We start from the raw sequence: 21,838 nt of genomic DNA, 5'->3' as shown, positions 1-21,838 counted from the left end.
TCCTGGTGAAAGACCGTCAGGGGCGATTAGCCTCACCCCATGACCGAATACCCGCAACTGCTCCACACGGTCCTCGACACGACCGATGTGCGAGAACTGGCGGAGTTCTACCGTCAACTCCTCGGACTCCAATACCGGCCAGGAGACGAACCTCCGACAGAGGATCAGGTCGATGACGCCGATTGGTTAGTGTTGACCGACGCCCACGGCCTCCGGAAACTCGCTTTTCAGCACGTTGATCACCTGCAGCGGACAACCTGGTCCGCACCTGATGTGCCGATGCAGATACACCTCGACCTCACCGTTCCTGACCGGGAAACACTCGCCGGTAAACATTCCAGGGCATTGGTCTTGGGAGCTGAGCTCCTCTTCGACCGTACGGACGACCGCGACGCGTCGTCAGCGGCCACCCGGTACCGCCACCACCCCGATGCATGACTCCACGACCCCGGCGTCCAGGGCGACGCGGGCCATGAGGCGGCGGAGCTGCATTTGTTCCTCCGGGTTGAGGTTCGTCATCAGCCTGCCCTCCACCTCGCGCAGTGCTGCGCGTGCCGTGGCGAGGCGGGCGCGGCCCTGATCGGTCGGGAGGACCTGACGGATGCGGCGATCCGTCGGATCCGGCCGGCGTTCGACCAAGGACTCCCCCTCGAGGGCGTCGACGACATAGACCATCGCCGTCTTGTCGATCCCGAGGCGCTGCGCGAGGACGAGCTGCGAGGTCGGGGCCTCGGTCGTGATGGCCACCAGCACCTGGTACCCCCGCGGCCCACCCGGGACATCAGCGACGGCGACCGTCGCAATCCGGGAAAAGCCCTGCGACATGGCCTGCAGCGACCACCCGAGCTCCGTCTCGATGCCCCCGGCCCCCCAATCGATGCCAGAGCGCTCGAGAGGTTCGTCCGGTACTTGTGAAGCATCCATGTAGAAATCATACCAAAATTAGATCGTCCTTTTTCTAGATGATTTGTGCTTATGATGATGCGTCATTCCGGTCGCCACGCCGACCCTCACCCGAAAGGCCACCATGCCTGAGACCCGACTCTCCGCACCCGCCGAACACTCCTTCGGCGGAGCGGCCGGCATCACCCCGTTCCATCTGGATGTTCCCGAGGCCGATCTCGAGGATCTGCGCCGGCGCGTCCTGTCCACCCGCTGGCCCGACCGCGAGACCGTCCCGGACACCTCACAGGGCCCTCAGCTGGAGAAGCTCCAGGCCCTCGCGAACCATTGGGCATCCGCGTACGACTGGCGCCGCGCCGAGGCGCTGCTCAATACGTGGGGTCAGTTCACCACCAGCATCGACGGCCTGAACATCCACTTCCTGCACATCCGATCATCGGTTCCAGGGGCGCGCGCATTGCTGCTGACCCACGGCTGGCCTGGCTCTGTGCTGGAGTTCCGGCACGTCATCGGGCCCTTGACGGATCCCGAGGCCCACGGTGGGAGCGCAGCGGACGCGTTCGACCTCGTCATACCGAGCCTGCCCGGATTCGGTTTCTCCGGTAAGCCCACCGGAACCGGCTGGAACACCCAACGGACAGCCAGAGCGTGGGCCACACTCATGGAGCGCCTCGGATACGCGCGCTGGTTCGCGCAGGGTGGTGACCTCGGCGCCTCTGTCACCGCCGAACTCGCCGCCCTGCAGCAGTCAGAGGACATCGGTCTTGCCGGCATCCACCTGAACATGGCCCTCTTCATGCCCACCGAAGAGGAGATGCTCTCGGCCACACCCGAGGAGCAGGCCATGCTGCAGGAAGGCGGCTACTACTGGCAGACCCTCTCCGCGTACTCGCAGCAGATGTCCACCCGCCCCCAAACCATCGGCTACCCACTCTCGGATTCGCCCGTCGGCCTCGCAGCCTGGATCTACGCGATGTTCCAGGACGTCGGAGGCTCCCACGATCGCCATGGGAACGCCGAGGCGATCTTCACCCTCGACGAGATGATCGACGACATCATGCTCTACTGGCTCCCCAACACGGCAACATCTGCCGCACGCATGTACTGGGAAGCAGGCCGGAACGGCTGGGCCAACCCCGGCACGCTCGAGGAACCCCTCACCCTCCCCGTCGGACTGAGCATCATGCCCGGCGAGTACATCCGCCGCTCCCGCCGCTGGGCAGAGTTGCGGTACACAAACCTTGTGCACTTCACCGAAGTGGCCGACGGCGGCCACTTCGCCCTCCTCGAACAACCCCGCCTCCTCGTCGACGACATCCGCGCCACCTTCCGCACCCTCCAATAGCCCAACCCGAACCCCATCAAGGCAGGGTGACTTCGGCCGGTGTCTTGGAGCCGGTCGGTTGGAAGACAGCTCGTCAAGACGCCTCGACTTCCTTGGAGTCATTACCTGCTGATTGTCTTGCTACCTTCTCTTCCGAGCAGCGTCGGCGAATCGCGACAGATGCGTTGGTCGCGAGACAGTTTTCGGGGCGATGAATGCGTGATCGACGATTCGGCGGGTCTGGGCGTCCGAACAACTGATGCGTCGTTACGCTGGCTACCATGTCTCACGTTCTGATCACCGGGATGTCAGGAGCAGGCAAGACGACCCTGCTGGACGAACTGTCCCGGCGGGGCCACCGGACGATCGACACGGACTATGACGGCTGGGTGCTTCCCGACGGTACGTGGGATGAACCGCGTATGTCGGCACTTCTCGCGTCCGATCAGACGCTCGTCGTCTCGGGAACGGTCGAGAACCAAGGACGTTTCTACGACCGGTTCGCAGCGGTCGTGCTCCTCACTGCGCCGTTGGACGTGCTCATCAAGCGCGTCGAGACACGAACGAGTAATCCTTGGGGCAGGGCAGAGTCAGAGCAGTCCCTGATCCGCCGGCAGGTGTCCGACGTCGAGCCGCTGCTGCGTCGCAGTGCGAGCCTTGAACTCGACGGCCGCCGGCCGGTTTCAGGGCTGGCCGATGAGGTCGAATGTCTCCTCGTCGCTACGTCCGATGGCCGACTGTGAAAAAGGATGGACTCATGCGCGAGTTCATGCGCTCACTGGCCGATGACCTTCTCGCCACCCTCGCGCCCAAGGGCCGGCTCGTGGCCATCGATGGCGTCGATGGCAGCGGCAAGACGACCTTCACCGCCAACCTGGCCGCCGAAGTCCGGCACCGGCCCGTAATCGTCATCCACGTCGATGACTTCCTGAACCCTTCGCCCGTCCGGCACGCCCAGGGCCGCCACTCCCCCGAAGGCTTCTGGAGAGACAGCTACAACTACGCAGCCCTTCGCGAGTCCGTGCTCATCCCGCTCGGACCCGACGGAGACGGCCGGTACTCGCCGGCCTCCTACGACCCGCTGACCGACCAGACAGCAGTCGCGAAGTCACTCGAGGCTCCGCCGGATGCGCTGGTCCTGGTGGAAGGCATGTTCCTGCACCGCGACGAGCTCCGCGCATTCTGGGACGCCTCAGTGTTCCTCAACGTCCCCTTCACCGAAACCGCAGCACGCATGGCAACCCGGAACGGCAGCAACCCTGACCCCGAACACCCGACGATGCGCCGATACGTGCACGGCCAGCGTTTCTACTTCGAAGCCGCACAACCCTGGGAACGAGCCACCTTCGTCATCGACAACCGCGACTTCACCTCGCCCAAGATGATTCCAACCAACATGACCCCACCACTCCGTTGAAGGATCTGCTTGCGGACACATGTGGCCCTATCTGCGAAAGTGACGCCATGACTTTGGATGATGAACTCGACCTGATCGTCGAGCGTCGAAACCGCGACAACATGCAGCCGACCATCGATGCCCTGATGCCCTACTACGCCGCCCATCCGGAGAACGCGCGGGTGCTGTACGAAGTGGGCGGGGCTTACGACACCGCGGGCCAGGAGGACCTCGCGCGGGGGTTCTACGAGATGGCTCTTGCTGCCGGGCTCGACGGTGATCTGCTGCGCCGGTGCTACGTCCAGTACGGGTCGACGCTGAGGAACCTGGGCGCGTACGACCGGTCGCTCGAGGTCTTCGAGGCAGCTCGTGCTGCGTTTCCTGACTCCCCGGCGCTGGGAGCTTTCGAGGCCATCACCCTGCACGCAGCAGGTCGATCCAACGAATCCGTCGCGGCGTTGCTCGACCTGGTGGTGAACTTCGTCAGCACTCCCGATATCGCACGGTACACGCCGGCGATCAACGGAAATGCGGCCTCCATCCGCGCTCTCGAAAACGGGCACCCGCAAGGCGCGATTCCCGCCGAAGATCAGTAGGCGGGCAACACGAGGGCTTATGGAGAAGCGAGGCTGCAGGGCATGATCGTCGATATGGACACAGCGCGTGCCGGTGCAGGCAGGGTCGTTCTGGAAACGGACCGGCTGCTGCTTCGGCGCTGGCGCGTGTCCGATGCCGTGCTGCAGCGCACCCTCTGGACCGAACGCGATCCTCGCGTACCCCAGCACCGCCGGATTGATGCCGAGGGGCGCCCCACGCTGGAGGAGATCGAGGACGGCATCCGTCGTGACGACCCGGATGCCTCCCTGGGGCTTCTGGCCATCGAGCGGCGAGATGTCGGTGATGTCATCGGCTACTGCGGTCTGATCGCGAACGACCACGGGCAGGACGGCGAACCAGAACTGGCCTACGAACTTCTCCGCGCAGCCTGGGGCCAGGGGTATGCGACCGAGGCAGCACTGGCTGTCATGGGCTGGGCGAAGGAGTCAGGTCACCGACGCCTGTGGGCCACCATCCGTGAGTGGAACAGCGCTTCTCGCCGTGTGATGACCAGGCTCGGTTTCGTCGAAACCGCTCGAGTGGACCGGGACGCCCTCCACGGGCACTCACTGTTCTACGTCAAGGACCTCAGCAGCTCGGAAGGCAGGGCATCCGCACAGTGAGGCAACGCCCCCGCGAAGTTCAGAAGGTTGTCTGCTATGTCGTCCATGATGGGCACCTCCTGGTGTTCACCCACGACGACACGCCGATCACCCGGACAGGCATCCAAGTGCCGGCAGGTTCCATCCGGGCCGGAGAATCTCCGGAGGACGCCGCGATCCGCGAGCTCTCCGAAGAAACCGGCCGACACGGGCAGCTGGTACGCGGCGTGGGTACCCAGCGCTACGATCTCCGGCCGGCTCGGGACGAGGTTGCCGTGCGGCACTACTTCCGCTTCAGCATGACCAACGCTGACCTGACGGAGCGGTGGACGGCAGGAGAAACAGATCCTTCCCACGGTGGGGGGAGCATCACCTGGACGTGCTGGTGGATCCCGTTGACGGACGCGCACGTCCTCGCAGCCGGGTTCGGCGGCCTGCTGGGTGTCATGCTCGACGAAGCCACTGACCAGTGACTGGCTCACGGGCGGGTAGATCCAGGGACTGGGTGGATAGGGTCTCAGCAAGGTCGTTCTGAGCGCCCCTTTCATGGCACGGGCTTCGTGGCGTGCGGCGCACCCGGAGTGGGGGCCCGGTCAACACGAAGAAGGGTTCGGGCTGCTGGACGAGTGCCCTTGAGCGTCCGATGCATAGGGCTCTCGCGTATGTCCGATTCGTGAGCCTATGCGCTGGCGGTTTTGGCTTGTCGGGATGCGTGGGCGCGGGCTTTCATCCTGTTGCCACAGGTAGCCATGGAGCACCACTTGGCCGTTCCCGGACGGCTGCGGTCAATCAGGAACAGGTTGCACTCATCATTCGCACAGGGCCGCAGCCGGCCAGGCGCATCATGCAGGATCCTGGACCAAGCCATGACCGCACGAGCCGGGATCCGCCCGTCGGGGTGAGTCGAGAGCGCCCAATGAATGCCGTGCGCTGAGACCTGCGGAACCAGGACTGCGTCCTCCAGTGATTCCGCCAACCCATCGAGCGCATCCGCATCACCGCGGATCACATGATGAAGCACGTCGCGCACCTGTCGGACCTGCTCACGCTCCCCCGGCGAACCCGTACCCCCGAACCGCGCCGTGAACTCAGGCCAGGACTCAGCGGTCAACTCTTCCGACTGCCGTCCCCCAACTACCGGGGCACTGTTGAGTACCGCCAACAACAGATCTTCATCCTCGACCATATGAAACCCTCCCTCACTCCAAGCAGCACCGATGTGTCCATGCTACCGTCTTGCTAACCAGTAAAACAATTTTGAAAGGTTAGTCCTATGCCAGCTGTTCACCACCGCACGATCACCGTCAAGGGGCTTGAGGTCTTCTATCGGGAAGCCGGTTCCGCTGACGCGCCGGTCCTCCTTCTGCTGCATGGTTACCCGACGAGCTCGCACATGTTCCGCCACCTCATCCCACGTCTCGCGGACACCTATCACGTCATCGCACCGGACCATATCGGCTTCGGCCGGTCCTCCGCCCCTTCCGTCGAGGACTTCGACTACACCTTCGACGCATTGACCGAGGTGACTGCCGCATTCCTCGAAGCCATGAACGTGCGCGCCTACACCGTCTACACGCAGGACTACGGTGCACCCATTGCATGGCGCCTCGCCCTGGCCAACCCGGGCGCAATCAACGGCGTCATCTCGCAGAACGGCAACGCCTACGAAGAAGGCTTCGTCCCCGACTTCTGGGCACCTATCTGGGCGTATCACGCGGACCCATCCGCCAAGAACGAACAAGCACTCCGCCCGGCTCTAGGCCGCAATGCCGTCGAATGGCAGTACACCCACGGTGTACCCGACCCAACCACCATCGACCCCGACGCCTGGGAGCACGATCTCGCACTACTCAGCCGACCGGGTGTCGACAAGGCGCAACTGGCGCTCTTCGCCGACTACCCAACCAACCGGGACCTCTACCCGGCCGTCCACAACTGGTTACGGACCTCCAACGTGCCCGTCCTGGCGATCTGGGGCAAGAACGACGAAATCTTCGGACCCGAAGGAGCACACGCGTTCCTCCACGACGCACCCCACGCCCGCATCGAACTCCTCGACGGCGGCCATTTCCTCCTCGAATCCCACCTCGACGACGTCACCACCACCATCCGCCAATGGAGAGCCGGTTTCCAACCTACAAGCACACCGAGTACCAAGAACTGATTGCCCGAGCGCATCGGAGTCGATCTGCGCAGTTGCGCTGGGGCGTGCTCAGCGCAACATCTCCGGCTACGAATCAGGAAGCTGTATAGAAATGAGGAAGTGAAGGGTCACAGCTCGCTGCTGTGGTGGCACCGGGACCGTTGGGAAATCCGCGCCATCGTCACTTCGGCTAGGGATTGCGACCTGAACCGTAGAAGGAGATGAGAATCAGGTGCAAGTGTTGTACCACCGCGCCCTCACCCCGACTCCTCAGCTGGCAGCTGTACAGGGCTTCCATGGGCAAGTACGCCCGAGATGAAAAGCTGCACGAGGGTGCCGGCCCTGTATCGAGGGTCGTGCGCGGCGCCGATGCATAGATTTCCGATGCCCTTGAGGACGTTATACGCATCGACCTGCGCCGCTGCGGTCTCCGACTGGCGGACGGCGCCAAGGAGCGAGCCGCAGACAGGGACCAGGCGATCGACGAAGTAAGAGTGCAGGGCATCAGCCCCCGCACTATCGCCCTGCAGTGCACCGGCGAGCCCGTGTTTGGTGATCAGAAACTCCACGAACAGAGACACCCACGAACGTAGAGCCAGTTCAGGCGTCGCACTCTCCGCAAGTAATCGCTGACCGGCATCTGCGCACGCCTCCACCTGGTGCCGGTACACGGCGACCACCAGCTCCGGGCGTGTCGGAAAGTGGCGATAAATGGTCCCCACGCCCACGCCGGCCCTCGCTGCGATCTCCCGGACCGGAGCGTCGACGCCGGAATTCACGAACACCGCGGCAGCCGCGTCGAGCAGCGCCTGCTGGCTACGCCGTGGGCGACCGACCTGCTTGGGTTGCTCACCGTGCGACTGCTCGATCTGGGCATCAGTCATGCGCTCTCCTAGCGGGCGTGGCAAAACATTTGCATTACGGAGCAGAGTTCCGTAATGTTGCGGAACGGCGCTCCGATAACCAGTATCGCAGAGCGCTGTCCCAAGAGAGGAAAATACTTTGACTCCATCATTGGTCAGGACGCTCGATTCGGTCATTGGCACCGGCACGCCTGTAGCCTCAGTTGCCCCCGTTCGACTGACCGCTCCCGGCCGCGCTGTCCAACTGGAAGTGCGCGTGTCCGCCCCTGTCGCCGGCACGAACCTACCCATCGTCTTGTTCTCCCATGGCAATGGGTGGCATCTCGATGGGTACGCGCCTCTCACCGAATTCTGGGCCTCGCGAGGGTTCCTCGTGATCCAGCCCACGCACCTGGACTCCCGACGGAACGGATTCGAGTTCGACCACCCGGTGTTTTCGAGTATCTGGACCGAGCGGATCGCGGACCTCAGGCGTGTCCTGGACCAGTTGGACACCATCGAGGCCGCGGTCCCCGGACTTGCCGGCCGCATCGACCGCAGCCGCGTTGCCGCCACTGGTCATTCCTGGGGTGGTCAGACGGCGCAGGCGCTCCTGGGGGCGCGGATCTTCGATGAGGCAGGGCAAGTTGGCGAGGACATGTCCGATAGCCGCGTCACCGCGGGCATCCTGTTCGCGGCAACCGGAGTCGGCGGCGAGCACCTGCATCCGTTCGCTCAGGCCAACTTCCCCTTCATGCGCCCCTCGTTTCAGGAACTGACTACGCCGACTCTCGTCGTCGCAGGTGATCACGACCAGTCCAAGATGTCCAGCCGCGGGCCTGACTGGTTCACCGACGCCTACACGTACAGCCCGGGCGCCACCGACCTCCTGACCTTCTACGGTGCCGAGCACGCTCTCGGCGGGATCGTCGGCTACGAAGTCGCCGAAACCACCGATGAAGACCCCGAGCGGGTCGCCGTCATCCAACGGATGAGCACCGCCTACCTCCGTACCGCTCTCCACGTGGACGAGAACAGCTGGTCCACGGCGCGTGCAGCATTCAGTGACAGCGCCGATCCGATCGGACGCGCCCAGAGCAAGGCATTGGCACACAGTTGAGCCCCTCGCTATTCATGCCGGCTCACGGCGAGCGACCTGACATTTGAACTGGTTGAGACGATGGCCTGCGCGTGGCTTCTGAGACGGTCATCGTCGTTTTTACATGGTCAAGATCGTTTTGAACGATGACCACTCCGGGAGCGTGCCTTCACATCACATGCAGTCTCACCTGGATGAACTGGTCGCGGCTGTCCAGGTACTCACCCGGATGGACGTGATCGGTTCCTCACGCATCGTCGGGCTGGGCCATGGCGAAGGGGCGATTCACGTACTCCGCTACGCGACCAGCACTCAGCTGGTCCCTGTCCCGCTTGGATGGTCGCACCGCATTGACCAGCTGACGCAATGCGCCGTTACCCCTGCGGCGAGTCGGGGTCACCTCGACCAGGGACGTGGTCGGTCTCGATGTCGACGTGGTGGCGGCTGCTGCGTCCTTCACGGAATGTATGGCAACGACGAGGTCCGCAGGCAGTTCTGGTCATGAAGGAATCCGCGCATCTCGTGTGCACGGGTCGTTCCCGGAGGCCGCGGAAGGCCCGACTCAACGATGGGACGCCGCAGTCAGGGCTTTGTCGATGTCACTAGGCGTCGGCAGGCACCGGAACCGTGTCAGCTCGAAGCGTCCGATGCCTCTCGTGTCACCTGGCACCTATCGCGTGTCCGCTCTTCTGGCGGCCACGACGCCCCCTCCTCAGGGCGAGTGCTCTTCCTTCGTGGCCTGTTCGGACTTGAGGATGCCGCCAGCGATGACACTCGATCTGGCGAGGACGTCCAGTTGTGCCGGATTGTACAAAGTGGTGAGCGATTCGACGACCGCGTTCTGGGTCACCTCCAGGCTCTTCGACAGGTGCTTTCCCGGGTCCGTGAGCCACGGGTAGTCCCTGATGGCATAAGCAATGGTTGGTGCATAGCGTTGTGCGAGTGCGGCGCGTACGGTTTCGTCGGCGTCGGGCGCCAATTCGTCGAACTCCTTGCTTACCGAAGCGTCGTCCTCTCTGATCATCTTCCGCAGATCCTGCATCGCGTCGTCGTCATACAACTGGGAGTAGATGAGCATCAACGACTGGTCCTGCTTGGAAAGACGTGGCGCGACGTCCTCAAACCCCGCCGGGACGCCCGTCACCGAGGACCCCTGCAGGATCGCCTGGATCTCCGCCCTGGCACGCTGCAACCTCTCGATGCTCACCGCGAGGTCCGCATCGATCGCCCTCAGCGCCTCGAACGATGAATCACCATCGAGAGTCACTTCGTCGATCTGGTCGAGCGGTACGCCGAGATCCCGGAGACGACGTATCTTCAGGAGGCGGACGAGGTGCCGGACCTCGTACTGCTTGTAGCCGTTGGACATCCTGTCCGGCTGCTCGAGAAGTCCGACCCGATGATAATGGCGAACAGTGTTCACCGTCGTTCCGGCCAGCTCGGCAATTCCTTGAGTGCTCCAAGCCATGCTCGTCACCCCTTCTTCGATCGTGGTCGCCGGTTCAGTCAGGCCGCACCTGCTGTGTCAGTCGGGGCTTTGGAAGGAGACTTCATGTTCCCATCCCGCAACCGGGGTGTAGCGAGAGCCGCTCCTGTGAGTCGGCACCAGAAGCGGTACAGGGCGGACTAGGTCGATCGCGGCGCCGTCGATCGTTCCCTGCCGTGAGACGCCGCCAATCCAGGTTTCCATCACCAGCCCAGAACTTCGAGAAGCCCGGTCGCAAGCACGGAGATGGCGATCGTCCACACCACGATGGCGATTGCCTGCCAGAACAGGACTCGCTCCTTCCTGACTCCCGACGCCGCAAAGAACGTGGCGGTGAGTTGCGTGGGAAGAGCGAGTGGGGCGAGGAGACTTGCACCCGGCACCCCGAACCGAGAGAGCCAGCCCTGCAGACGCCGCTGCCCCTTCGCGCGCCGGGCTGACGGAGCAACGGATGCAGAACCTGCCGGCTCGTGCCCTCCTCCTCGGGAAGCCACGACCTTCTCACGTACCCGGGAACTGATGGTTACAACGGCAATCACGCTCAGGAAGTTGCCGATCATCGCCGAGGCCGCTGCCACCACAGGGTTGATTCCGAGGAGGATGCCGATGCCAGCGGCTCCCTCGCCCTCGATATACGGGATCATCCCCGCGACGGCGACACCCAACGGCTGCACCATCTCGGGGAGCTGTTGAACCCACTCCTGCATACCCTCATACGGGTTGTCCATGATGTTCTCCTTCGAATCCCAAGCGGCGAGTATGGATTACTCCACCGTTGTCGAGCTTCTGTTGCGGCGCTGGCCGCGCTCGGCCACGGCGTGATGCCGTGTGCTGAAACCAGTGAAGAGGCTGTGCCTACAACAGGGTCAAGGACTCGGCATGAGTTCCCTGACACATCGACTACTACGGTGTGAGTACGTCCAAGCGATCCACGGTCACCGGGACGGCTGGGAGCGATTGTCTCTAATGGGCCGGGCTTGCGGGCATGGTGATCCGGATGGGAGTCCAAGGCGGCATCGAGCCTGCCCGCTGCTCATTCTCGACATCTGGTTCTCAATGCACTTATCGGCGATGTGCTCGCCGATCAGGGGCGAATACCCGGCCGCTTCGACATCCGCAGCCGACCACGTGACTACCTGGTCGCATTGGTCCTTCGGCACATCGTGGAGGAACACGGCCGCCGTCAGGACGCTGAACGTGGCGGCCGATGCGGGATGCGCCGGGTTCTTCCTACCCGACCGCATACTGCGCATCACGACATGTACACGTCGAGACTAACAACATTAAACCAACGCCTAATTGTGTTAGGCTTGTTTCATGATTCGTTCATCGCTCAGTAGCTCGGCGGTCATCGAGCGGGCCGCGGAGCTCGCAGACCGAGACGGACTTGAACACGTCACCCTGGCAGCTGTTGCCCGGTCGTTCGATGTGCGATCTCCCAGCCTTTATGCCCATGTACGCGACGTGGGCGCCCTCCACGACGGCATCACGAATGTGGCGCTCAGTCAGCTCGCTGACCGTATCTCCGAGGGCATTGCCGGCAGGTCCGGCAAGGACGCTCTGACCGCTTTCGCCCAGGCACACCGCGACTACATGCAGGAGCACCCAGGACGGTGGGACGCACTCAGACGTCGAGCAGGCGCCACGGCTGTTCAGGGTTCGGAGGCGGCACGTCTGGTCCGCGTTACCGAGGCCGTGCTTCGAGGCTATGGAATCGCTGGAGACGACCGGACGCACGCCATCCGCATTCTCGGTGGCGCCCTGAACGGGTTCCTCGAGCTCGAACGGGCAGGGAGCTTCTCCCACAGGTTGCCGGCAACGGCGGACACCTGGCCTCACCTGCTGTCCGCTCTGCACCTCGTCCTCTCGGACTGGACGGCGACCATCAACAACTCTGGGGAGTCCCGTTGACGAGGACGCCTGTCACGGCAGAACGCGTCGCTGGTGCGGCCGAGGTCGAAACCACCCGCGGTGTGCGACTGCACCGGCCCTGGCCACGTGTAGTTTCCGCGCCATCGCGGGCTCGTTCCCACAACAGCTCACGCCGAGGGGTTTCTTCCCCTTCGTGATTTGCCCATGTGGCGGGAACACAGTGTTCGCTGACTGAAATGCCACAGTTCCCGAGACCCTCATCGCCAGGTTTCGTAGGCCTGCACGGGGAACCTGCATTCCGGGACATGACGGCATGCCGAGCTCCAGCCACCCTGAAGTCACTCCTCCCCATCAACTCCCCTGTCGCCCGGCCGCGGAAAGGACCACGAATGATCAGCACCCCCCTCAGTCCAGAACTCATCCACGGAGTCGCTGAGGTTGAGCGCGTAGACCGCGGGCTGCGCCCGCATCGACTCCCCCTACACGTTCGGGAACGGGACATCGATCCACAGTTGCGCCTGATGGAAGCCCAACCCTCTGGGGCGCGCATCGCCGTCCGGACGGAAGCGCAACGAATCGAACTCGACGTCCAATCCACCCGGGTCGGCTACCGGACGATGGAGCGGCCACGCGGCGCCATCGACATCGTGGTCGACGACGCTCACATTCGGACGCATCCACTCACGGAGGGCGACGCCATCGAACTCGACCTGGCGACCGGAGGCAGCTCGACCACCGCCGGAGGCGTGGACCACATCGTTCTGGACAGCCTCCCTACCGGGCGGAAGACGGTCGAGTTCTGGCTTCCTCACAATGAAGCGGTAGACCTGATCGGATTGCGCTCGGACGCACCAGTCGAACCCTCACCGAAGACCGGCCGGATCTGGGTTCATCACGGCAGTTCCATCAGTCAGGGATCCAACACCACTCATCCCACCGGGACCTGGCCAGTCATCGCCGCACACCGCGCCGGCGCACGACTCCACAACCTTGGCTTCGGCGGCAGCGCCCTCATCGATCCGTTCCTCGCCCGCGTCATCCGCGACACTCCTGCCGATCTCATCAGCCTGAAACTCGGCATCAACGTCGTGAACCTCGACGCGATGAGGCTGCGCAGCTTCGTCCCCGCCGTTCACGGATTCCTCGACACCATCCGCGACGGCCATCCCACGACGCCGCTCCTGCTGGTATCGCCTCTGTACTGTGGCATCCACGAGAACACCCCCGGACCTGGATCCATCGACGTCTCAACCATTGGCACCGACACAGTGCAGTTCATCGCCACCGGCACACCCGACGACATCACCCAGGGACGGCTGACCCTGCGGGTGATCCGCGATGCCCTCGCTGAAATCTCCGCGTCTCGCCGGGACGACCCGAACCTTCACTATCTTGACGGCCTCAAGCTCTACGCTGCCGCCGACACCGTAATCCATCCGCTACCGGACGCATTGCATCCAGGCCCGGAGGCACACCGCCTCATCGGCGAGCGATTCGCCGAGCTCGCATTCGGGACCGGCGGCGCGTTCGCGTCCGCCTGAGCCCACGCCCCATTCCTCCACCCTCGCTCTCTGCGCCGCGCTCACGCTCGCCATCATCAGCCCCTACCGGTGACGCGGCGGACGCCGCAAACGCCTTCTTAGTCCTAATACGCCGTACTAGTACAGTGTGTTAGAGTGATGAGGTTCCCTCTCGGTGTCACCTTCGTATTCCTGACTTGTTGCAGGATGCGTCAGCGAGTCGACATCCTCCGCGGCCAATGGACACAGGCGACTGGTCCCGGTGTTGGCGTGGACCCGCGCGAATGACAGGTGCGAGGTGACCTGCGCCCCTGGCCATGGCTACGTCCTATCCCCGGGGGCATGGGAAGCAATTTCGACACACACAGCAATTGGAAGGATGTGCCCATGATTGAAGCTCAGAGTCTTACAAAGCGCTACGGCGCGAAGACGGCGGTCGACGCCGTCTCGTTCACCGTCCAGCCCGGCAAGGTCACCGGCTTCCTCGGCCCGAACGGTGCCGGCAAGTCCACCACGATGCGCATGATTATGGGACTGGATCGTCCCAGCGGCGGGCGCGTCACCGTCAATGGGCGGCCCTACGCCCAGCACCGGGCACCGCTCCGGGAGGTGGGTGCGCTCCTCGACGCGAAAGCCGTCCACACCAAGCGCTCCGCCTACAACCACCTCCGGGCGATGGCGGCGACGCACGGCATCCCGAACAGCCGGGTCAGGGAGGTCATCGAGCTCACCGGGCTCGAATCGGTGGCGAAGAAGCGGGTCGGCGGGTTCTCCCTCGGCATGGGCCAGCGCCTCGGCATCGCGGCGGCCCTGCTCGGCGATCCCCACACCGTCATCCTGGACGAGCCCGTGAACGGCCTCGACCCGGAGGGCGTGCAGTGGGTGCGCCACCTCGCGAAGGGCCTCGCGTCCGAGGGGCGCACGGTCTTCCTGTCCTCGCACCTCATGTCGGAGATGGCGCTGACCGCGGACCACCTCATCGTGATCGGCCGCGGCCGCATCATCGCCGATGCCCCCATCCAGTCCATCATCGACGGTCAAAGCAAGGCCCGGGTCAGGGTGCGGGCGGACCGGCCCCAGGACCTGCTCGGCAGCCTCGCCGGCGAGGGCGTCAGCTCCCAGCTGCTCGAGCCCGAACTGGTCGAGATCACCGGGGTCGAGCCGCGCCGGATCGCCGAGACCGCCCTCCGCGAACGCGTTCTGGTGTACGAACTCACGCCACTGCAGGTGTCCCTAGAGGACGCCTATCTGCAGCTCACCCAGGCCGAGGTCGAATACCAGTCTCAGAGCCTTTCCCCGGCTGTCCTGGACACCACCGAGGACACCGCACAGATCACCATCCCCGTGGAAGGACGCCGACCATGAGCACGCACACAACTTCATCGCCCTCACCAATGACACACGGATCCGGGCTCCAGCCAGGCTCCGGCATCACCTTCTCCCGGGTGCTCAAATCCGAATGGATCAAGGTCACCACGGTGCGCTCGACCGTCATCCTGATCGCGTCCACCGTCGTGGTCATGGTCGCTCTTGCCGCACTGTCCGCTTGGGGATACGCACAGTTCGCGGAGGCGATCAGTGACGGCAATGTCCCCGCCAATCTTCAGGCGCAGGGCCCCGGTAGCCCCGCCGATGAAGCGCTGACCGTACCATCGTCCGGATTGGTCTTCGGGCAGCTACTCATCGCTTCCCTAGCGGTCGTGCTGATCGCCTCCGAGTGGGCTACGGGAATGATTCGCTCCACCCTGGTTGCGGTCCCCGGGCGCACCCAGGCGCTCCTGGCAAAGACGGTGATCGTCTCAGCCGTCTCCTTCCTCGTGGGTCTACTCAGCGCCCTGGTGTCCTACCTGATCGCCCAGCCCATCCTTGGAGGCCAGAACATAGATTTCGCTCTCACCGAAAGCGGCGTTCTGGCGAGCATCATCAACACCGGAACATTTCTCGCGCTCGTCGCAGTCATCTCGATGTCCCTGGGCATCCTGCTACGCAACACCGCGGGCGGCGTCGTCACGGCTGTCGGCATTCTTTTCGTCCTGCCAGTCATCATGCAGCTCCTGTCAGGACTCGCTGACTGGGTCTCCGACGCTGCGCGGTTCCTGCCTGAAGAAGCAGGTAACCAAATGGTCGCCGTGACCGCAGCCGACAACGCCCTGACTCAGTTCCAGGGCGGACTTGTCATGGGCGTCTGGGCACTGGCATTCCTCGCCGCTGCCCTCATCGTCACCAAGAAGCGTGACGTCTAAGGACACCACTCTGGCCAATGCCAGGGCCACAAACCCTCGGTGAGGGAACCACAGAGCGAACGCTGAGGTTTCCTCACCGAGCCTTCCTCGACGCCGGAAGGCGCACCACAATGGACAACTCCCCCTGGTCGCGCTGGTGAAGCCCTCGATTCAACCTCGTGGAGCCCTCGCGATAACGTGAGCGTTCCCGGCGTCGACAACACCTTCGGGCGAGAGATGGCGCGACACCGTGGTCACGGCGTGGACGGCGAGACGGAGAGTCTCCGTCTCGGTTTCGACCCGCACTCCGTCGGCGGGCAGCGCACGCTCGTTCGTAAGACCGGTGATCACCGTCCCCAGGAATCGCGCCCGCTGCTCGATCTCTCCCGCGGGGATGGCGCCTTCCTCTATGAGCACGGTCAGCCATCGTTCGATGCGGTGGCGCCCCAATCGCTCGAGCGCGAGGTAGGTCGCCGTCGCATCCTGAGACGGAGTGACTGCCACATACGTCTCATACAAATCCCCCCACTGCTTCCGGGCGCGATCGCCCGTACCCACCTGCGCCAGGAGCAGGCGCAAGCACGCAACGAGGCGCTCGGTCGGCGATAGCAGGCGATCGTTGATCGGATCGTCCGGGATATCGAGGTCGTAGATTCCGGCGATGACGGTATCGATGAGATCGCGCTGGGTCGGGAAGAAGTGCCGTAGTGACCCCGTGCTCACCTGAGCCCGAGCCGCAACTGCACGCACACTCAACCGCGCGGTCGGATTCTCGCCTAGCATCGTTGCTGCAGCGATGAGGATCTTGCTGCGCGTGCCCTGTTCGTTCGCTGGGGTCTCCATCTCTCCCTCTCTGGAGTCACACCGACTAATACAGTGTGCTAGCGTGTTTCACGGTTGTTATCACACTGTACTAGCTGCGATTAGGAGTGGGGACATGAGGATGAAGCCGTGGGGCAGTCGTCGGGTGCGGGCCGGATCGGGTGAGCCGCTTCGTCGGTACCGCTGGTGGCAGATGTTCGGCAGATCTCTCCGATCCATCAGGCTTCCCTCTCCTGACGGCACGCCAACCATCTACACGGTCGACGTCCGTCACGCCGGCGACATGACAGACGGTGAGATCCGTGCACGCCTCTACGTGGATGGTTCCCTGCGCTCTTTCGCGAGGATGCCGACACGCTTCTCCGTGCCGGGCGGTCACATCGAGGTTGCTATCAACGGCTTCGGACTCAAACGTTGCCACTACGTGCGTCTTGACGGGGCCGAGCAGCAGCTGACTCCCGACCCCGCATCCGCGGAAGGGCGTCGTGCTCGGTTGCATCACCAACATCCCGGCCTGAGCAGAGTGATCGGCATTGTTTCATCCGTGTTTGTCGTCATCGGCTTGTGCATCACAGTGCCGCAGATCATCGAATCGATCTCGCATATGCCGGCCATCGCCGATGCGATCGGAAGCTTCAGCTCCCCCGTGCAGCTTCCCCTCCAGATCGATCTGCTCTTCGGGCTCGCGGCTGTCATAGGCAGTACAGAACGAGCCCTACGGATGCGATCGAGTTGGATCGACGAACTCGCCAGCTGAGCCCACGAAAGGAAACAGGATGCAGAACATCGCCCGACCCGTCGCCGATGCAGCAACGGCAAGCACTGGTCTCCTCTCTTCTCTCAGATCGACCAGCGCCGGATGACCTGACACGTGATGACACCTTCGCCCGCGTGCCACCGCGGCTTCGGCCGGCGGAGGCCTTCCCGGAGGACGACTATCCGTCGCCGTCCTATCGCCTGTTCATCGGTGATCTCTCGCCGCTGACCGTCATCAGCTTCGGCGACTCCGCCGGCCTGGTCGATGACGCCGCGTTCGCCAGCAGGGGTGGTCCTGACGTCGCGTGGGACAGGGCGATAGGAAACCTCCGCGCGGAGCAGACCCCGGTCCCCGAGACCGCTGAGCACGAGAACGGATCCCTGTTCTCCTTCGAAGGCGGACCGGCCTACCTCTCCTCCTGGTGATCCGATCCTGGCGAGTTCGCCCGACGCAGCGCGGTTCGCCCCGGTCCGCTCGGCCTGCTGATGTCGGCCCCGGGGTGAACATGCTCGCCGTCCCAAGTGGCTGCAGGGATGTGGAGCGAGCCTGCCTGAAACCAACGCATGAACTTCTCTACCGCGCGGCTCTGGAGCTTGTGCGCGCTGCGCGTCCGCAAGTCCGGCCGCCGAGACCGGTGGTAGGCCGTCAACAGGATTTCAACCCAGAGCCTCGCTCCCTTCACGCGCCGCCGTCAGCGTGCCTCGCGGCTCCACGGCGCCGAAAGCCACGTCAACGTGGGTCTCGCATGTACCGAATGCCGAAGGAGACGTCATGCGCCTCGATGTGACCACCGAGCTGGGGGCTGCTGAAGGCTCGGTTTTCATCCAGCCTGTGAGGACTTTCTCCTTGTGGAGAGCGGTCCATCACTGCGAAGCCTTTTCCGGAACAGGCGCTCAGTTTGCTTCCGGCTTGGATCCTGGTTGTGCGCCGGGAGTATTGAAGGTGTGCATCAGCTGGCGGTACTGCGGGTTCTCGTGAAGAAAACCTTGAAACGCCGGGCACTAGGTCGATACTGCCAGCCGGCGCTTGTGCGCAGCGAGAATCACCCGGCGCGCCAGTACTCCGTCGATACCGGCACCGTCGAAGGCGTCGCTGACAACGGTCCGATGCAACGTTAGGACTCCTGCCCGCATCGTGTAGTTCACGTACCCCGCGAGCATGCCATCGCGGAAGAACTCGAAACGCTTATTGATCGGATTGTCACGAACCATGTCCCGTGTAAGGGACGGCGCGGATGCTTCCTGGGCTTCGGATTCGCGCCGCTCGATTTCAGCAGTCACCCGCTCGAAGTCGGCCTCAGCACCGTACGGGGGAAAGCCCGTATCCAGCGCCCTGTACAGCGCGTTGCTCCAACGACGCAGCTGGCGATTGGCGACCTCGCCAAGATCGAACGGGATCTCCCCCGACGAGACCGTCGATCCGCACCCGTTTGCGGGGCGCGTTCGACCAGCTTCAGGCTGAGGTAGAGACATCTCAGCGCGGCGGCCTTGCTGGGGAAGTATTCGTGCTCTGAAGGCCCACCGGTAGCGGGCGTGGAGCGACCTCCTTGATCGAAGATCTCTCGGATCAGACCGAACCCTCAACCACCGTCTTTCCTACAGTCCCTTGCGGAAAGCGTCTCGTCCCTGGCGGACCCCTCCGTAACCGTCAGTCCTGGATCATCCGAGCGACTCGTGCGGGTGATCCCACGACGACGGCGTTGGCGGGTACGTCCTTCGTGACGACGGCTGCAGCCGCAATCACGGCGTTGTCTCCGATCGTGATGCCTGGGAGGAGGGTCGCATTGGACCCAACCCAGACGTTCCGGCCGATGACGATCGGGGCTGGGTGCATATCGGCGCGCTTGTTGGGGTGCAGGTCGTGGTTGAGCGTCGCCATCACCACGTTGTGCCCGATCAGGCAGTCATCTCCGATGGTTATTCCGCCCTGGTCCTGCAGCTTGCATCCGGCTTTGATGAAGATTCGCTCGCCCAGAATGATGTTCTTGCCAAAGTCCGAGTAGAACGGCGGGAACACTGTCACCGAGTCGTCGACGGGCCTGCCTATCAGTTGGGACATCAACTGTCGGACGCGCGCCGGCTCCCGATAGCCACCGTTGAGCGCACCTGTGATCCGTAATGCTTCACGGCTCACGTCGTGCATCACCTCATGCAAGGGAGAGTCACCATTGATGGGGGTCCCCGCGTTCAGGGCAGTCAGTAGGTCGTTGAGTTCCACGGTTCTTTCCTCCGACAGAGTGCTGATTGGTGGGATGGTGGCGGTCCGGCTGCGCAGCAGCGCGAGGCCTTCGCCGTCGCCGTCGAGGGGGCGGGGCGCCCCTACCACCGCGCTCCAGTACGGCGCGGTGGTAGGGGTTGCGTCAAGTTCCGGCAGGAGTGGTGGGCTACGCGAAGGTGGCGGCGTCGATGACGAAGCGGTAGCGGACATCCGAGGCGAGGACGCGCTCGTAGGCGTCGTTGATCTTCCCGGCCGGGATGACCTCGATCTCGGCGCCGATGCCGTGCTGGGCACAGAAGTCGAGCATCTCCTGAGTCTCGGCGATGCCGCCGATCATGGAGCCGGCGAACGAGCGCCGACCGCCGATGAGCGCCATCGCGTTCACCGGCAGCGGCTCGGCGGGCGCACCCACGTTGACCATCGCCCCGTCGACCGTGAGCAGCCCCAGGAAGGCGCTGATGTCGATCGCGGCGCTGACCGTGTTGATGATGAGGTCGAGCGATCCGGCCAGTTCGGTGAACGTGGCGTCGTCGCTGGTGGCGTAGTAGTGATCCGCGCCAAGACGCATACCGTCCTCCTGCTTCTTCAGGGACTGCGAGAGGACGGTGACCTCGGCGCCCATCGCGTGGGCGATCTTGACGGCCATGTGGCCGAGGCCGCCGAGGCCGATGACGGCGACCTTCCTACCCGGGCCGGCACCCCAGCGGTGCAGGGGTGAGTAGGTGGTGATGCCGGCGCAGAGCAGGGGCGCGGCGGCGTCGAGTCCGATGCCTTCGGGGATCCTCAGCACGAAGTCCTCGGTGACGACGACGTGGGTGGAGTAGCCGCCCTGGGTGATGGTCCCGTCGCGGTCGGTGGCGCCGTAGGTGGCGACCGACCCATTCACGCAGTATTGCTCGTCGCCCGCGGCGCAGTTCTTGCACTCGCCGCAGGAGTTGACCAGGCAGCCGACGCCGACCCGGTCGCCGACGGCGTGGCGGGTCACCGCGGAGCCGACCTCAGCGACGATGCCCGCGATTTCATGCCCGGGCACCAGGGGGTAGGGCTGGGGACCCCAGTCACCTTGCACGGTGTGGATGTCGGAGTGGCAGATGCCGGCGTACTTGATCTCGATCAGGACGTCGTGGGCTCCGACGTCGCGGCGTTCGATGGTCGTGGGGACGAGGTCCCCGTCAGCGGAGGGTGAGGCATAGGCGTGGACGGTGGTGGTCATCGGTGTTCTCCTTGGGTGTTCAGTTGAAGCGGTCAGCGGTAGCGCCGTGCCAGTGTTCCTCGTTGCATTCGCTGTAGACGACGTCGCCGGGGCGCGTTTCCTGCACCGCCCCGCCGGAGGCGTGGGTTGCTCAGCGCTTCTTGGTTTTCTTGAGGTCATCGGCCATGGAGCGTGCGTCATTCGACAGCCGGTCGGCCCTGGAATCGTCGCCGGCCTGGACTGCTCGCCAGTAGTCGATCTTCAGTGCAACGTAGCGTCTGCGCAGGACAATGGACTTCGCTTCGAGGGTGAGCTGCTCCTGCTGGGCCATCAACAGGTCGATCTGCTCCGGGGCCGCGTCCGCACCGAGCGCCCCGTTGCCGATGTAGCGGCGCATGTCACTCACGGACATTCCCGTCGCACTCAGACAGGAAACCCAGGTCAACAGATCGAGGTCTTCCGTCGTGTACACCCGGTGATTGCTGCTCGCGCCGCGAGAGATCGGCGTGATCACACCGATCGACTCGTAATAACGCAGCGTACTGGCCGGAAGCCCCGTCAAGGCTGCTGCTTCCCTGATCCTGTACGTCTTCCTGATGCCTGGTGCGCTCACCCCATCAACGATAGGAACTTCAAGTACTTGAAGACAAGCCGTGCATCACACGGTGAGGAAACCCGATACAGCGCCACGTCCTACTCCCGGTGTCCAGCTGGCTCTGATTGGGTCCCCGTTAGCAGTCCAGTTGCTATGCGATAGCTAATTGGTTCTCTGCGGTCCAGCGTTTCCAGTATGTCGAGGGTGTCATTCCGTCGAGGGAGCCGTGGGGCCGTTCATGATTGTAGA

At 63.8% G+C, this 21,838-nt stretch carries 25 protein-coding genes; 15 read left to right on the top strand and 10 right to left on the bottom strand.

Annotated elements, in window-relative coordinates; translation table 11 throughout:
* Nucleotides 1-39 precede the first annotated feature (39 nt).
* Nucleotides 40-438, top strand: coding sequence for a VOC family protein (locus tag ACSGDB_RS01355; protein ID WP_434992217.1), 399 nt, complete (start codon nt 40-42; stop codon nt 436-438).
* Here ACSGDB_RS01355 and ACSGDB_RS01350 read toward each other — a convergent pair.
* Nucleotides 400-924, bottom strand: a complete 525-nt coding sequence (locus ACSGDB_RS01350) for a MarR family winged helix-turn-helix transcriptional regulator (RefSeq protein ID WP_434992215.1) — start codon at nt 922-924, stop codon at nt 400-402. The genes ACSGDB_RS01355 and ACSGDB_RS01350 overlap by 39 nt on opposite strands.
* A 103-nt stretch (nt 925-1,027) precedes the next feature.
* On the opposite strand from ACSGDB_RS01350, the gene ACSGDB_RS01345 reads away from it, so the two are divergent.
* From ACSGDB_RS01345 to ACSGDB_RS01320, 6 genes are all read left to right on the top strand, one after another.
* Nucleotides 1,028-2,248: an epoxide hydrolase family protein gene (locus ACSGDB_RS01345; RefSeq protein ID WP_434992213.1), complete on the top strand. Its 1,221-nt coding sequence runs from the start codon at nt 1,028-1,030 to the stop codon at nt 2,246-2,248.
* A 260-nt stretch (nt 2,249-2,508) separates the two neighbouring features.
* On the top strand, nt 2,509-2,970 hold the full coding sequence (locus ACSGDB_RS01340) for an AAA family ATPase (protein ID WP_434992211.1): 462 nt from the start codon (nt 2,509-2,511) through the stop codon (nt 2,968-2,970).
* A gap of 14 nt (nt 2,971-2,984) precedes the next feature.
* Nucleotides 2,985-3,644 (top strand): uridine kinase, encoded by a 660-nt coding sequence (locus tag ACSGDB_RS01335; protein WP_434992209.1) that lies wholly within the window; start codon nt 2,985-2,987, stop codon nt 3,642-3,644.
* A 47-nt stretch (nt 3,645-3,691) separates the two neighbouring features.
* Nucleotides 3,692-4,219: a tetratricopeptide repeat protein gene (locus ACSGDB_RS01330; RefSeq protein ID WP_434992207.1), complete on the top strand. Its 528-nt coding sequence runs from the start codon at nt 3,692-3,694 to the stop codon at nt 4,217-4,219.
* A gap of 42 nt (nt 4,220-4,261) precedes the next feature.
* A complete protein-coding gene (locus tag ACSGDB_RS01325) occupies nt 4,262-4,843 on the top strand; it encodes a GNAT family N-acetyltransferase (protein WP_434992205.1) in 582 nt (193 codons plus the stop codon).
* The gene (locus ACSGDB_RS01320) at nt 4,840-5,295 is read left to right on the top strand and encodes an NUDIX hydrolase (protein ID WP_434992203.1); all 456 of its coding nucleotides are present in this window, start codon (nt 4,840-4,842) and stop codon (nt 5,293-5,295) included. The genes ACSGDB_RS01325 and ACSGDB_RS01320 overlap by 4 nt, the downstream gene beginning before the upstream one ends.
* A 206-nt stretch (nt 5,296-5,501) precedes the next feature.
* Here the strand turns inward: ACSGDB_RS01320 and ACSGDB_RS01315 are convergent, their stop codons facing one another.
* Nucleotides 5,502-6,008, bottom strand: a complete 507-nt coding sequence (locus ACSGDB_RS01315; RefSeq protein ID WP_434992201.1) for a CGNR zinc finger domain-containing protein — start codon at nt 6,006-6,008, stop codon at nt 5,502-5,504.
* An 87-nt stretch (nt 6,009-6,095) separates the two neighbouring features.
* On the opposite strand from ACSGDB_RS01315, the gene ACSGDB_RS01310 reads away from it, so the two are divergent.
* Nucleotides 6,096-6,986 carry an alpha/beta fold hydrolase gene (locus ACSGDB_RS01310; protein ID WP_434992199.1) on the top strand — a complete coding sequence of 297 codons (891 nt, stop codon included), beginning with the start codon at nt 6,096-6,098 and terminating at the stop codon, nt 6,984-6,986.
* Between the two features lie 236 nt (nt 6,987-7,222).
* Here ACSGDB_RS01310 and ACSGDB_RS01305 read toward each other — a convergent pair whose 3' ends face one another.
* On the bottom strand, nt 7,223-7,849 hold the full coding sequence (locus ACSGDB_RS01305; protein WP_434992198.1) for a TetR/AcrR family transcriptional regulator: 627 nt from the start codon (nt 7,847-7,849) through the stop codon (nt 7,223-7,225).
* Nucleotides 7,850-8,078: 229 nt separating this feature from the next.
* On the opposite strand from ACSGDB_RS01305, the gene ACSGDB_RS01300 reads away from it, so the two are divergent.
* Entirely contained in the window at nt 8,079-8,927 is an 849-nt protein-coding gene (locus ACSGDB_RS01300; RefSeq protein ID WP_434992572.1) for an alpha/beta hydrolase family protein, read from the top strand.
* Between the two features lie 691 nt (nt 8,928-9,618).
* Here the strand turns inward: ACSGDB_RS01300 and ACSGDB_RS01295 are convergent.
* Both ACSGDB_RS01295 and ACSGDB_RS01290 read right to left on the bottom strand, forming a co-directional pair.
* Entirely contained in the window at nt 9,619-10,374 is a 756-nt protein-coding gene (locus ACSGDB_RS01295) for a MerR family transcriptional regulator (protein WP_434992197.1), read from the bottom strand.
* Between the two features lie 221 nt (nt 10,375-10,595).
* The gene (locus tag ACSGDB_RS01290; protein WP_434992194.1) at nt 10,596-11,120 is read right to left on the bottom strand and encodes a small multidrug efflux protein; all 525 of its coding nucleotides are present in this window, start codon (nt 11,118-11,120) and stop codon (nt 10,596-10,598) included.
* Nucleotides 11,121-11,709: 589 nt separating this feature from the next.
* Between ACSGDB_RS01290 and ACSGDB_RS01285 the strand changes: the two genes are divergently transcribed.
* From ACSGDB_RS01285 to ACSGDB_RS01270, 4 genes are all read left to right on the top strand, one after another.
* On the top strand, nt 11,710-12,303 hold the full coding sequence (locus tag ACSGDB_RS01285; RefSeq protein ID WP_434992193.1) for a TetR/AcrR family transcriptional regulator: 594 nt from the start codon (nt 11,710-11,712) through the stop codon (nt 12,301-12,303).
* Nucleotides 12,304-12,653: 350 nt separating this feature from the next.
* Nucleotides 12,654-13,805, top strand: coding sequence for a GDSL-type esterase/lipase family protein (locus ACSGDB_RS01280; RefSeq protein WP_434992192.1), 1,152 nt, complete (start codon nt 12,654-12,656; stop codon nt 13,803-13,805).
* Between the two features lie 366 nt (nt 13,806-14,171).
* Nucleotides 14,172-15,149: an ABC transporter ATP-binding protein gene (locus ACSGDB_RS01275; protein ID WP_434992191.1), complete on the top strand. Its 978-nt coding sequence runs from the start codon at nt 14,172-14,174 to the stop codon at nt 15,147-15,149.
* Complete coding sequence (locus ACSGDB_RS01270) at nt 15,146-16,027, top strand: ABC transporter permease (RefSeq protein WP_434992189.1); 882 nt, start codon at nt 15,146-15,148, stop codon at nt 16,025-16,027. Before ACSGDB_RS01275 ends, ACSGDB_RS01270 begins: the two co-directional genes overlap by 4 nt.
* 150 nt (nt 16,028-16,177) lie before the next feature.
* Here the strand turns inward: ACSGDB_RS01270 and ACSGDB_RS01265 are convergent, their stop codons facing one another.
* On the bottom strand, nt 16,178-16,849 hold the full coding sequence (locus tag ACSGDB_RS01265) for a TetR/AcrR family transcriptional regulator (protein ID WP_434992187.1): 672 nt from the start codon (nt 16,847-16,849) through the stop codon (nt 16,178-16,180).
* A 94-nt stretch (nt 16,850-16,943) separates the two neighbouring features.
* Here ACSGDB_RS01265 and ACSGDB_RS01260 point away from each other — a divergent pair, with 94 nt between their 5' ends.
* Together ACSGDB_RS01260 and ACSGDB_RS01255 are read left to right on the top strand one after the other, a co-directional pair.
* Entirely contained in the window at nt 16,944-17,585 is a 642-nt protein-coding gene (locus ACSGDB_RS01260; protein WP_434992185.1) for a hypothetical protein, read from the top strand.
* A gap of 134 nt (nt 17,586-17,719) precedes the next feature.
* Nucleotides 17,720-18,010, top strand: a complete 291-nt coding sequence (locus tag ACSGDB_RS01255; protein WP_434992184.1) for a hypothetical protein — start codon at nt 17,720-17,722, stop codon at nt 18,008-18,010.
* Between the two features lie 576 nt (nt 18,011-18,586).
* Here ACSGDB_RS01255 and ACSGDB_RS01250 read toward each other — a convergent pair.
* The 4 genes from ACSGDB_RS01250 to ACSGDB_RS01235 form a co-directional block, all read right to left on the bottom strand.
* Nucleotides 18,587-19,057, bottom strand: coding sequence for a GNAT family N-acetyltransferase (locus ACSGDB_RS01250; protein ID WP_434992183.1), 471 nt, complete (start codon nt 19,055-19,057; stop codon nt 18,587-18,589).
* Nucleotides 19,058-19,232: 175 nt separating this feature from the next.
* Nucleotides 19,233-19,802 (bottom strand): DapH/DapD/GlmU-related protein, encoded by a 570-nt coding sequence (locus ACSGDB_RS01245; protein WP_434992182.1) that lies wholly within the window; start codon nt 19,800-19,802, stop codon nt 19,233-19,235.
* Nucleotides 19,803-19,968: 166 nt separating this feature from the next.
* Nucleotides 19,969-21,015 (bottom strand): NAD(P)-dependent alcohol dehydrogenase, encoded by a 1,047-nt coding sequence (locus ACSGDB_RS01240; RefSeq protein ID WP_434992180.1) that lies wholly within the window; start codon nt 21,013-21,015, stop codon nt 19,969-19,971.
* A 130-nt stretch (nt 21,016-21,145) separates the two neighbouring features.
* Complete coding sequence (locus ACSGDB_RS01235) at nt 21,146-21,607, bottom strand: MerR family transcriptional regulator (RefSeq protein ID WP_434992179.1); 462 nt, start codon at nt 21,605-21,607, stop codon at nt 21,146-21,148.
* Nucleotides 21,608-21,838 lie beyond the last annotated feature (231 nt).

Origin of the sequence: Arthrobacter sp. Ld5, assembly GCF_051172775.1 — a bacterium.
GTDB lineage: Bacteria > Actinomycetota > Actinomycetes > Actinomycetales > Micrococcaceae > Arthrobacter_D.
Note: the sequence above shows the minus strand (reverse complement) of the source record. Positions and strands in the feature narration are given on the sequence as shown.